General features: G+C 50.0%; 7 protein-coding genes. 2 read left to right on the top strand and 5 right to left on the bottom strand.

Annotated elements, in window-relative coordinates; genetic code table 11:
- Positions 1-25: 25 nt before the first annotated feature.
- The 4 genes from BM258_RS18490 to BM258_RS18475 form a co-directional block, all read right to left on the bottom strand.
- A complete protein-coding gene (locus BM258_RS18490) occupies positions 26-856 on the bottom strand; it encodes a carbohydrate ABC transporter permease (protein ID WP_210186808.1) in 831 nt (276 codons plus the stop codon).
- Positions 856-1,767 (bottom strand): carbohydrate ABC transporter permease, encoded by a 912-nt coding sequence (locus BM258_RS18485; protein ID WP_210186807.1) that lies wholly within the window; start codon positions 1,765-1,767, stop codon positions 856-858. Before BM258_RS18485 ends, BM258_RS18490 begins: the two co-directional genes overlap by 1 nt.
- Before the next feature lie 153 nt (positions 1,768-1,920).
- Positions 1,921-3,141: an ABC transporter substrate-binding protein gene (locus tag BM258_RS18480; protein WP_090074715.1), complete on the bottom strand. Its 1,221-nt coding sequence runs from the start codon at positions 3,139-3,141 to the stop codon at positions 1,921-1,923.
- A 212-nt stretch (positions 3,142-3,353) separates the two neighbouring features.
- On the bottom strand, positions 3,354-4,052 hold the full coding sequence (locus tag BM258_RS18475; RefSeq protein WP_210186806.1) for a GntR family transcriptional regulator: 699 nt from the start codon (positions 4,050-4,052) through the stop codon (positions 3,354-3,356).
- Positions 4,053-4,241: 189 nt separating this feature from the next.
- Here BM258_RS18475 and BM258_RS18470 point away from each other — a divergent pair, with 189 nt between their 5' ends.
- Together BM258_RS18470 and BM258_RS18465 are read left to right on the top strand one after the other, a co-directional pair.
- Positions 4,242-5,339 (top strand): ABC transporter ATP-binding protein, encoded by a 1,098-nt coding sequence (locus tag BM258_RS18470; RefSeq protein WP_090074714.1) that lies wholly within the window; start codon positions 4,242-4,244, stop codon positions 5,337-5,339.
- A gap of 379 nt (positions 5,340-5,718) precedes the next feature.
- Positions 5,719-7,806 carry a CAP domain-containing protein gene (locus tag BM258_RS18465; protein ID WP_090074713.1) on the top strand — a complete coding sequence of 696 codons (2,088 nt, stop codon included), beginning with the start codon at positions 5,719-5,721 and terminating at the stop codon, positions 7,804-7,806.
- Positions 7,807-7,898: 92 nt separating this feature from the next.
- Here BM258_RS18465 and BM258_RS24300 read toward each other — a convergent pair whose 3' ends face one another.
- Positions 7,899-12,413 (bottom strand): Calx-beta domain-containing protein, encoded by a 4,515-nt coding sequence (locus BM258_RS24300; protein WP_139229319.1) that lies wholly within the window; start codon positions 12,411-12,413, stop codon positions 7,899-7,901.
- Positions 12,414-12,702 lie beyond the last annotated feature (289 nt).

Below are 12,702 nucleotides of genomic sequence, written 5' to 3'. Positions count from 1 at the left end.
CTTGTCTCCATGGGGCACAAGGCCCCTACCCCTTCACTGCACCCTGGGTCATGCCGCTGATCAGACGTTTCTGAACGATCAGGAACAAGATGGTGGCTGGCAGAGCTCCGACGATACCGCCGGACGTCAACAGACCCCACTGCACTTCATATTCACCAATGAGCGTCTGGATGGCGACTGTGATCGGGCGCACATTGGAGCCCCCGAGAGACAGCGCATAAAGATACTCGTTCCAAGCGGTGATGAAGATATAGATGCCCGTTGCCACAATACCCGGCATGCAGAGCGGCAGAACCACCCGGCGCAATGCGCCCAGTCGCGAACATCCGTCTGTCATCGCGGCCTCATCAAGGGACTTGGGGATGCCATTGATGTAACTGGTCATCATCCAGACCGAGAAGGGAATAGCGACAGTGGAGTTCGCGATGATCAAAGCCAGATGGGTATCCAGCAGACCAAGCACACGCATCAACACGAACAGAGGCAGGATCAGCAGAACGATCGGGAACATGTTGATGATCAGAAACTGCGTCAGAAGGTATTTCTTGCCAAAGAAGCGGAAGCGCGAGAAGGAGTAAGCCGCCGTTACGCTCAGTGTTAGGCCCACGACAACCGTGCCCGCAGCCACAATGAAGGACGTGATCATATTGTCCAGAAAACCAACCGTCTCGAATAGGCGGATATAGTTTTCAAAGGTTGCCCCGATCAGGCTTGGCCCTTGGGTGAAGAGTTTGTCTTCCTGTGTCAGAGACGTCAGCATCATCCAGAGATACGGGCCCAAGGTGAAGAGCAGGATGACTACCATCGGCAGCTCAACAGTCAGAAAGCGACGGAGTTTGCTTTTATGGCTAACCATTATTTCGTGTCCTTTCCAACCTTGCGCAGATAAACCACAACAACGCCAAGAAGCATGATGGTGAAGAGCACTGCGAGAGACGATCCGTAACCGAAATCGAGATTGGTGCGCGCTTTGACGAAGGCATAAAGCGGCAATGTGTAGGTGGAGTAGCCCGGGCCACCGCCGGTCATCACGTAGATCACGTCAATGGAGTTGGCCACCCAGATCGTTCTCAGAAGGACCGCCGTCACCAGCACACCGGAGATGCCCGGCAGAGTAATGTGCCAGAATTGGCGCCACTTGCTGGCTCCGTCGATGGATGCGGCTTCATAGTAGCTTTTCGGTATGGATTGCAGGCCAGCAAGGATCATCACCGCGAAGAATGGGAACCCTTGCCAGGTGAGCGTGAGGATAATGGCATAAAGTGCGGTATCCGGATCAGCCAACCATGGTACGGAATCCTGAATGATGTTCATTCGAAGCAGGAAGTCGTTGAGGATACCGTAGTTGGAATCGTAGATCCAAACCCACATCAGGCCGATCACAACGGATGGCAGCGCCCAGGGAATGATGATGAGTGCACGCGCCAGAGGACGCCACGGAAATTCCTGGTTTAGCAGCAGCGCGGTTATGAGCCCAAGAAGGAGCTGGCTCGGGATGGTCAAGCCAATCCAGATCACCGTGTGCTTAAGAGAGATCCAGAAGACCTCATCGTTGAACGCGGCGAAGAAATTCTTCAGGCCAACGAAGCTGATAGCATTTGGTTTCCACAATACATAGTCATGCAGGCTCATCCAGGCCGCTTGCAGCATTGGGAAGAAAACAATTGCCAAGGTTACGATCACGGCGGGCGATAAAAGCGCATAAGGCAGTACGCGCTTAGCGAGCGCCGCGCGGCTCGATGGCCACTCAGATGCAGTCATAGTCATAGTCATTTCACCGGGTAGCGGGCCGGTGTCCTATGTGCCGCCATCCTGACATCTCCATCCAAGAGCAGATGTCCGACAGCGCAGAACCGGAGTCATTGGGGGATAGGTTCGGCCGAAATGAATTCGACCGAACCAATTGCATCTGCTCAATAATTAGTGATTGAACAGGGCTTCGATTTTCTCGTTCATTTCTTTTGCAGTGATTTCGCCTGTCAGGGCGCGCTGCATGTTGACCGGCCATTCGGTGTTCACGAAGTCGGACGTTTCCGGCCGGTTCGGAAGCATATGGGCGAATGGCAAGGATGCGACAGTCGCATCAACGAAACGCTTCGGATGCAAGGTCCAGTTTGCGGAGTCAGACTTGGTTACCGGCAGCTGGCCAGTGGACTCGTTAAACTCTTTGTTGTTGCCTTCGGAGGAAAGGAAAGCAATCCATTTCCAGGCAGCATCCTTGTTGGAAGCGGATGAGAAAACCGCCGTGGATTCATCCCCGAAGGAGGTCCAGCGACCGCCACCACATTCAGGCACGGTGGTTGCAGACACCTTATCACCCAAAGCGGCAACCATGTCGTTTGCAGAGCCGATATGGTGAATGGTCATTGCGGTTGTGCCAGCTTTGAATGCGCCGGTCACTTCCTTAAAACCATCATTTGGTGCAGATGGTGGGAAGACCTTGTCTTTCTCGAACAGGTCAACAACAAACTGCGTGCCAGCAACAGCTGCATCGTTTGTCAGACCACCCTTGTCAAAGCTTGCGCCTTCACGAGAGAGGACCATACTGCCCCAGTGATCATGACCACCCTTGCCACCACGGAAGCCGAAGCCGTAAACATCTTTGCGGCCGTCACCATTGGTGTCGCGGGTCAGTTTGATCGCAGCGTTGCGGAAGTCATCGCATGTTTTGGGTGGTTCAAGACCCAATTCCTTGAACATGTCTGCACGATAGTAGAGATACAGAACAACATACTGAACCGGCAGATAATATTGATTGCCATCAGGACCTTTGGTCAAATCGAACAGATTTTCCTGAATATCGCTCGCTCCATCCCATGCGGCGATACGATCATCAAGCGGCTCCAAGGCACCCATTTCAACCAAGCGGGGCTGAGCGTGCATTTTTACCATGGCGGCGTCTGGTGCGCTGCCTGCGATGATAGAGGTATAAAGGTTGTCGTAATAACTATTCCATGGAATATTTTCTGCCTCAATTTTGATGCCAGGATTCTTAGCTTCAAATCTTGAGACAAGATCCGCCATAGGGTTGTCTGCATTATCAAAATGATACCAGAATTTCACAGTATCTTCTGCGTTTGCAGCTGAGCCGCAAACAAACATTGCCGCAGCAAGCGCTGCGACTGACAGTGATTTCTTCATCTTCTCCTCCGCTTTATACCGTGCAATCACGGCAAAGTGGTTTCCTCAATGCCCGTAGTATGACAAGAGAAGCCTCCCGCTCCTCCCGAGGCCGCTCGGGCTTCGGCCAACTCTTTCCCCGATCTTTCGATCTTCCTTCAAAGACAGCCCCTCTCCTGACTTATCCCTGAATGATAAAGCCGCCCTCCTTCCCTTCAGGCAGCGCGCAAATCCTACTCCTCTTCTTCCGTAATATCGGGCCCGAACTCCTCAATCGTGGTAACGTGGTGGGCCATGGCGGCGGTTGCCCCTTTGGCATCTCCCGCGGTCAAGGCGTCCAGAATTGCCTCATGTCGCACAGCTGTTTCGTACAGATCGCGTTGACTACCAGAATTCAAAATTTTGAAACGGTGGTTATGAATAAGGCAGCGCTGAAGAACCGGACGGACACTTGGCAGATCTGCAGCATCAAACAGGTTCAGATGAAACGCCCGGTCATGAATGGTCACCTGATAGACGTCGTCTTGCATCGCTGCACTTTTCATAGCCTCGATAATGTCGACCAGTTCGTTTTTGAGCAGCGCACCAAAGCGGCGCAAAACGCGCGACATGCTGCGCGACTCAATGTCTCGACGAATGCGGATCAGCTCGTGCGCATCATCCGCGCGCGCATCAGCAACGAATGTTCCGCGGTGAGAACGACGCTCTACCAGCCCATCATTGCTCAAGGCAATCAGAGCTTCACGCACCGTACTCTGGCTACAGGCGAAACGTTCGGCAATGTCCATTTCCACAATGGTCGCCATGGGCGGCAGAGCACCCAGCATAATTTCACGCTGTAAATCTTCATAGACAGTGCGGCTTCGCTTCACACCGCGCTTTGGAGCTGCGACTGCGCCTCCTGCCATTTTATCAAGATTTCCGTTCGCCATTTTGTACCCAGAGCTTGCATCTCAGTTTCATTATCGATAATATAGCGATAATTAATCGATATGACAAGCCGACTTTTTGCAGTCTCTATCGATTGTCCCCCTCATCGGCACTGATGCCGACTATGGAGCCAATTTACACGTGGAATAGTCGGGGTTTACCGATCCCGGCAGGTCATCTGGGAGGAACTGATGGCGAGTATTAAGCTTGAACGTCTCATCAAGAACTATGGGACGTTTCGCGCGATCAAGGGTATTGATCTGGATATTGCGGATGGTGCATTTGTGACCTTTGTCGGGCCTTCCGGCTGCGGCAAATCGACCTTGTTGCGGATGGTTGCCGGGTTGGAGGAAATCTCGGGAGGCACCCTTAAAATCGACGATGAAGTGGTCAACGAACTGGAGCCTCGTGACCGTGATATCGCCATGGTTTTTCAGGATTATGCGCTTTATCCTCATATGTCTGTTGCGGAAAACATCGGCTTCGGACTCAAAATGCGCGGCATGGAGGCCGGTGAAATCAGCAAACGCGTAAAAGAGGCGGCAGATATTTTGCAAATTTCTCCCCTTCTGGAACGCAAACCGGGCCAGCTATCAGGTGGACAGCGCCAGCGAGTTGCCATGGGACGCGCCATTGTCCGCCGCCCGAAAGTCTATCTGTTTGACGAGCCTCTCTCCAACCTTGATGCCAAGCTGCGTGTTGATATGCGCACCCAAATCAAGCGTCTGCACAATCTTCTGGAAACGACCACCATCTATGTGACTCACGATCAGGTTGAAGCCATGACACTGGCTGACCACATCGTTATTCTCAAGGATGGAATCATCATGCAACAAGGCAATCCAGTCAGCGTTTATGAACGCCCGATCAGTCGGTTTGTTGGTGAATTCATCGGCTCTCCCAAGATGAACATTATTAGCGCGACCGTTTCACGCGACAGCGACAAGGTCAATTTCACCAATGAAGGCTTTGCCTTGAGTGTTTCGGCTTGCGAAAAGGCCGATGGTCAATTGATTGAAGTGGGTATTCGTCCGGAGCATCTCATTCCTTGCGATAAGGAGAATGCCTTGATTGCTGCGCGCGTTGACGTTTTGGAACCGCTGGGCTCGGACACGCATGCCATTTGTCTTGTTGGGAAGCAGGAATTGACGGCGCGCCTTGATCCTAGTCTTCGTCTCAGCCCCGGCGATACGCTCTATCTCAGAGCTGAGCCTGAAAAAATCCACTTCTTTGATCCAGAATCAGGAGATCGCCTGGAAATTGATGTGCCGCAGCAGGCTGCAGCCTGATAGTCGCTGGACAAGCAACCTATTTTACGACTTCTCCGTCCTCAACATAAGCTTGAGAAGCACTTAGACCAACTTAAAGTGGCTTGTTCCTGCAAGTCACTTTTTTCTTTGTTATGACAAAAGCAAGACGCACCCGGAAAATCTCTGTGTAATTGCACCTCAGCTCCCTGAATGTATATTCTAAGCATTCAATCAAACCGAGCAATAATCCACAATTTTCAATTTCTTTTTCTAAAAATCACCTGATTCTGTTCTCACTGCCATCACATTTATCAGTTAACACCGTTTCTTAAGATCCAAAATGCAACCCTAGCGTTTAGAATACGAAGGCGCAGAAAACCATCGTATCAATGAACCTACAGTCGGGAGAGTATCAGTCATGGCAGCGCCATCAGATTATGAACAACTCATGTTGGAACTGATCAACAGGGCTAGACTTGATCCTTTGGGGGAAGCTGCGCGCTATGGCATTGATTTGAACGCCGATCTTCCCGCCGGAACTATCAGCGCCAGCATCAAGCAGCCTTTGGCAATGAATGAAATTCTTATTGATTCTGCTCTTTCTCACAGCCAATGGATGCTAGATACCGACATTTTCTCTCATACCGGTGCCTATGGTAGTGATGCGGGAGATCGCATGGCCGATGCTGGATACTCATTCACCGGCTCATGGGCATGGGGGGAAAATCTCAGTTGGCGCGGCTCAACAGGCACTTATGATGCTGAAGAATTTGTCTATCTACAGCACCAAGGTCTTTTCCTCAGTGCAGGCCATCGCGAGAATACTCTCTATGACTATTTCAGGGAGGTGGGCATTGGTCAGCTCTATGGCGTATTCACCTACGCTGACAACGGAGTTGACTACAATGCCTCAATGACGACGCAGAATTTTGCGACATCCGGCTCTTCCTATTTTCTAACCGGAGTTGCCTTTGATGATGCCGACAACAATAATTTCTACTCCGTGGGAGAAGGACGCAATTATTTAGCCGTCTCGACTTCGGCGGGTACGGTGTGGTCCAGTCAGTCAGGCGGTTACAGCCAGCCAATATACAATGAGACCAATGCGATCACCTTTTCCGGAGGTGGTTTAAATGCGCCAATGACGGTTACGGTCAATGTGTCGAACGGCAACGTCAAGCTCGATGTCGTTGATGGGGATACCATCTGGAGTTCGGCTGATGTGATACTCGGAACCGGCGCCCACAAGCTCAAGCTTCTGGGTGCAGGCAATCTTTCCGCTACTGGCACTGCGCTTGATGACCAGCTTGAGGGTAACAAGGGGGACAATAGCCTAAAAGGAGAGGCTGGAGATGACACACTCTTTGGCCTGCTGGGGCAAGACAATCTTAACGGTGGCAGTGGCAACGACAGGCTCTTTGGCAATATCGGTAACGACACGCTTTTCGGTGGAATGGGCAATGACCTTCTCAATGGAGGGCAAAATGTGGACATCATGTATGGAGGGGCTGGAGACGACATCTATGTCGTTGATCACTCATCTGATAGTACACGCGAATTTGCCGGAGAAGGTGCTGACCTCGTACGGAGCTTCGTCAATTTCTCCTTGAAAAATGACGGTGCCTATATCGAGAATCTAACCCTCGTCGGAAAAACAGCAACAGACGGGACAGGAAACGCCCTCAGTAACGTCATCCGGGGAAATGCCACAGACAATACGCTCATTGGCAACAACGGGTTTGATCATCTCTATGGCCATATGGGCAATGATACGCTGAGAGGCGGCAATGGAGAAGACCGTCTGTTCGGCGGCCTTGGCAACGACAAGCTCTATGGTGGGAATCATAACGACGCCCTGTTTGGAAATCAGGGCAATGACGTTCTGTTCGGCTTTAATGGAAATGACATCCTCAATGGCGGCTTTGGGGACGACATCATGTATGGCAATCAGCACAATGATACGCTCAACGGAGACAATGGCCACGACCGCCTTTATGGAAATCTAGGGTCTGATACCTTGCGTGGCGGTAACGGCAATGATTGGCTCTTTGGTGGCGTGGGGGATGACGTGATTTATGGCGGCAACCATGCCGATCATCTGTTTGGCAATCAGGGCAATGATTTTTTGCATGGCCGTCTGGGCATGGATACGCTCGTTGGAGGCCTCGGAACAGACCTGTTATATGCAGGGCAAGACCAGTTAAAGGATACATTCGTCTTCAGAACTGTTCAGGACAGCCAGCCGGGCACAGCGCGCGACAAGATATTCCAGTTTGAAACCACGCAGGATGTTATCGATCTCAGCCAGATTGATGCAGACACATCCAACGCTGGTGATCAGGATTTTTCTTATACCGGCACGATGGCATCAGCCAATTCTGTCTGGATCAGATATTCGGCGACAGATGCATTCATCTATGGCGACCATGACGGCGATGCTATTGCCGACTTTGAAATCCAAATCGTCGATGTCAATTCTCTACGGCAAACAGACCTGATTTTGTAAAATTTCAGGCAGCTAGTCGATGAAAACAATAAACAGGCAAGGCGCTCGTACGCGACCTTGCCTGTTTTATTTGTTTGTAATGAAATGGATACTCAGAGGACGAAATCCGATGCGCTGATATTATTCAGGTTCACCAGTTGGATCTGGAAATCGGCAACGGCGTCTCCGTTGACATCGCCATAAATGGTAACGTCCGAGCCGGTATCATCATACCAGACAGAGTTGAAGTCAGCATGGAGGCCACTGAACTGAAAAGTCTGGTTGCCGCCGCTTTGCGTGTTAGCGTCTATACCAGACAGGTCGATAACATCCTCTCCACTGTCAAATAGAAAAATCCTGTCATGAGCAGCCCCAACCTTACTATCGTTGGCATTGTTAAAGATAAAAGTGTCTTGAGCATTGTCTTGACCAGCATACATGCGATCAAAGCCTGTTGACCCAATAAATCTATCAGCACCGGCGCCGCCATACAGGGTATCGTTGCCCTGATTGCCCTCAAGTACATCGGCGCCATTGCCTCCATACAAGAGGTCGTTGCCAAACCCTCCCTTGAGCGTGTCGTTGCCACCATTGCCAAAGAGCTTGTCATTACCATTTACACCGTTGAGGATGTTTCTGGCGTTGTTGCCTTCGATCGTGTTGGCCAATCCGTTGCCAATGCCATTGATGGCCTTGTTACCCATCAAGGTCAGTGTCTCGATATATTGGCTGTGCGCCTTTAGCGAGAAGTCGATATAGCTTCGAACCTGGTCGACCCCTTGGCCTGGGGCCTCATTAACTTCATCGCCTGTATGATTGACGATATAGGTATCGTTGCCCTTGTTGCCCCACATCTTGTCAGCGCCAAGGCCACCATTGAGTGTATCATTGCCTATACCACCGTACAGTTTGTCTGCTCCGGCATTCCCGAACAGGCGATCACTGCCATTGCCCCCGTTCAGCAGGTCGTTGCCATTTCCTCCATGCAATGTGTCGTTACCGGCGACACCATAAAGCTTGTCATTTCCATTGACACCAAAGAGAACATTCTTGGCACCATTGCCCCAAATAACGTTGGCTAGCCCGTTGCCGGTTCCATTAATATTCTGATTTCCGATCAAGGACATTTTTTCGATGAACTGACTATTATCCTTCAAGGAAAAGGTCACGGAGCTTTTGACAAGGTCTACCCCCTGCCCGGCGACTTCACTTACCTTGTCGTTGACATTGTCAACGATATACGTGTCGTTGCCTTGATTGCCAGCCATCCGATCAGCACCGCTACCACCATCGAGATAGTCGGCTCCCAGCCCACCCACAAGGTTGTCTCTACCGGCTCCGCCGAACAAACGGTCTTGACCATTGCCACCATTGACAAGGTCATTTCCGTTTCCACCCTTCACTGTGTCGTTTCCGGCTCCGCCAAAGAGCCTGTCATAACCGGCTAATCCGTTTATAACATTCTGTGTCGAGTTGCCCCAAATTGTATTGGCCAAACCGTTGCCGGTTCCATTGATCGCCTGACTTCCACTCAAAGTAAGATTTTCAACATTGTTACCCTTGTTGTTCAGATTGAAACTTATGGAGCTTTTTATCAGATCAGTACCGTTGGGGCCTTGCTCAATAATGCGATCGGACCAGGAATCAACGATGTAGGTGTCATTTCCAGGCCCCCCATACATCGTATCGCCGCCAGATCCGCCATTCAGAGTGTCTCTTCCCTTATATCCAAACAGGAAATCATCACCAGAGCCGGCACTCAGATAATCATTGCCATTCCCGCCCTTGCGCACTTCATAGTCGATGCCGCTATCAAGAATGGTTGCAATGCCGATATTGTCTTCGGTTCCATTGGCGATGACCAGAGTTGGCGTGACTATGAGCGAAATGGTCTCGGTGTTTTCGATGATCGTGTCGCTCTTAACATTGACAGCTACGCTGGCGACAGTCTGGCCGGCTTTGAAGGTTACGGTTCCACTCTTGGCGATATAGTCCGGGCCTGCGCTGGCAGATCCATTCTGGGTGGAATAATTAAGAGTGAGGTCTTTATCGTAAGGCCGAGAAAGCTGAATCTCATACACAGCCTGTGCCACACCACTTCTGGGCTCTGTGATAACCGGATCGGACACAAACAAGGCAAGATTTGACCCTGTTCCATCGTCATCAAGAATGACACCCGTGGCCGAGAGACTGCCTTCACCGCCTGCCAATGTTGCGTTGGTGGGATCAGTCAAAACCAACGAGAAATTTTCGTCTGCCTCATCCAGATTATCACTGTAAGGATTCGCAAATATCGTCTTTACGGTCTCTCCAGCTGCAAATGTCAGTGTACCGGAAAGACCCTCGACATCGTTGTAATAGCCTTCGATTGCGCTACCATCTTGCTGGGTCTTAAAGTCAACTTTCACTTCCGCATCGGAAGCCTCGGAAAGCTCCACAATGAAGACAACATATTCGTCTTCGGCCCCGACGCCATTGGAAACGGATATAACCGGTAAATTGGCTGTAGCAGGGTCATCGTCCTTGATTGTGGCAATACCGGCAGCGTCATCAACCGAATTGGTTATGGCGCCGGTCGGGGTCACAACCAGCGAGAAACTCTCGGAATCTTCAACGTTAGTGTCGCCTTTAATGCTCACCACTACACTTGCAACGGTTTGCCCTGCATCGAATGTTATGGAACCGGTTCTGGCCACATAATCAGATCCGGCAACGGCAGTGCCGTTGCGTGTTGTATAGTCAAGGGTGAGATCCTTGTCATATGGCTGAGAAAGCTGGATTTCGAAGACAGCTTGCTTTGTTCCGCTATCCCCTTCCCTAATCGTTGGATCAGAAACAAACAGAGCCAAGTCTGAGCCCGTTCCATCATCATCCAATATGACACCTGTTCCAGAAAGGGTTTCCTCGCCGCCAGCCAACGTGGCGTTGGTTGGGTCGGAAAGGAGCACCGTGAAATTCTCGTCAGGTTCATCAATATTGTCACTATAGGCATCAAAATAGAGCGTTTTGACCGTCTCTCCTGCTGCGAAGGTGATTGTGCCATAGTCCAGATCGTAGTCGTTATAGTAACCCTCGCTCGCGGTGCCATTCTTGAGTGTTTGATAGGAGACTGTGACTTCTGCATCCGATGCTTCAGAGAGAGTTACTGTGAAAATGACATATTCGTTTTCAGCTCCTTCTCCATTTGAAATGGAGATCACCGGTAGATTGGCTTTATCGGGGTCATCATCCTGTATAGTGGCAATGCCTGCAGAGTCATCAACCGAGTTTGTAATTGCACCAGTTGGCGTCACAACCAGTGAGAAACTCTCTGAGTCCTCAATTTTTGTATCCCCTTTGATATCGACTGCGACACTGGCAATCGTCTGACCTGCATCGAAGGTGACGGTTCCACTTTTGGCCACATAATCTGCGCCGGCGACCGCCGTACCATTTTTGGTTACATAGTCGAGGGTAATGGCCTGATCATAAGGCTGAGAAAGTTGTATTTCAAAAACAGCTTGCTTCGTTCCGCTGTCGCCTTCAATGATAAAGGGATCAGAAACAAACAGAGCCAGATCAGATCCTGTTCCATCATCATCCAGGATCACCCCGGTGGCAGATAGGGTCTCCTCGCCGCCTGCCAGCGTAGCATTGATCGGATCGGATAATCTCAAAGAGAAATTTTCGTCAGATTCATCAAAATTATCACTATAGGGATCCATAAAAATTGTCTTTACGGTCTCACCGGCGGCGAAAGTGAGTGTCCCATATTCCAGATCGTAGTCGTTGTAATATCCCTCGATAGCAGAGCCATTCTGAAGAGTCTCGTAATATACGGTCACCTCTGCATCGGATGCCTCGGACAGCGTCACCGTGAAAACAATATATTCGTTTTCTGCCCCTTCACCATTTGAGATGGAAATCACCGGCAGGTTCGCAGTGTCCGGATCGTCATCCAGAATTGTGGCTACTCCAGTAGAATCCGAGACCGAATTGGTGATAGCTCCGGTTGGTGTTACCACCAGTGAGAAATTCTCGGGTGCCTCAACCATCGTATCCGCTGTAATCGGCACAGAAACACTCTTGATCGTTTGGCCTGCATAAAAGGTTATGGCACCGCTCTGCGCAGTGTAATCATCCCCCGCAATTGCCGTCCCGTCCTTGGTGTTATAATCGAGGGTTATGTTGTGGGCGTAGGAACGAGACAGTTCAACATCAAAGACAGCATATTTGGTGCCGCTGTCGCCCTCCACGATTTGTGGGTCAGACACAAAGAGGGCCAGGTTAGAGCCCGATCCATCATCATCGAGGATAACACCCGTAGCAGAAAGTGTGTTCTCTCCACCAGACAAGGTCGCATTGATTGGATCGGATAAAACCAACGAGAAATTCTCATCAGCCTCGTCCAGATTATCGCTATAAGGATTGACATATATGGTTTTGGTCTTTTCACCTGCGGCGAAAATCAGCGTACCATATTCCAGATCGTAGTCGTTATAATACCCTTCGATGGCGCTACCATTCTGAATGGTCTGATAATAGACCGAGACCTCTGCATCCGATACCTTTGAAAGAGAAACGGTAAAAGCTACATAATCATTTTCGAGGCCTGCGCCCCCTGTGATGGAAATAACCGGGTTGGCCATAATTTTCTCCAGAACCAACGCATCAACGCGTTGTGAGTAAAATGGTTTTCAGAATCTAATTTTTCTTTTCAATGGTTTCTGGTGCTCAAATATGGGAACACCCAAAAGGTCGACCGTAATTTTGCCGCCCCGTATAACATCGAGAGTTTATTTCAAATTTTATATTTTTCAAATATTGACAAATGAAAAATCGAATAATTCTACAATATATTTATTCCAAACTTTTATATATTGATTTTATTATCTGGAATATTTGAAAATCACCAGAATAGATACCATTGTTAAATAT

It is taken from the genome of Cohaesibacter marisflavi (genome assembly GCF_900115225.1).
Lineage (GTDB): Bacteria > Pseudomonadota > Alphaproteobacteria > Rhizobiales > Cohaesibacteraceae > Cohaesibacter > Cohaesibacter marisflavi.
The sequence above is the reverse complement of the archived record's forward strand: the minus strand, read 5'-3'. Positions and strand labels throughout refer to the sequence as shown.

Bases quoted from the DNA above. Each gene is read 5' to 3' on its own strand.
- BM258_RS18490 (WP_210186808.1), bottom strand. From the start codon at position 856: ATGGTTAGCCATAAAAGCAAACTCCGTCGCTTTCTGACTGTTGAGCTG.
- BM258_RS18485 (WP_210186807.1), bottom strand. From the start codon at position 1,767: ATGACTATGACTGCATCTGAGTGGCCATCGAGCCGCGCGGCGCTCGCT.
- BM258_RS18480 (WP_090074715.1), bottom strand. From the start codon at position 3,141: ATGAAGAAATCACTGTCAGTCGCAGCGCTTGCTGCGGCAATGTTTGTT.
- BM258_RS18475 (WP_210186806.1), bottom strand. From the start codon at position 4,052: ATGGCGAACGGAAATCTTGATAAAATGGCAGGAGGCGCAGTCGCAGCT.
- BM258_RS18470 (WP_090074714.1), top strand. From the start codon at position 4,242: ATGGCGAGTATTAAGCTTGAACGTCTCATCAAGAACTATGGGACGTTT.
- BM258_RS18465 (WP_090074713.1), top strand. From the start codon at position 5,719: ATGGCAGCGCCATCAGATTATGAACAACTCATGTTGGAACTGATCAAC.
- BM258_RS24300 (WP_139229319.1), bottom strand. From the start codon at position 12,413: ATGGCCAACCCGGTTATTTCCATCACAGGGGGCGCAGGCCTCGAAAAT.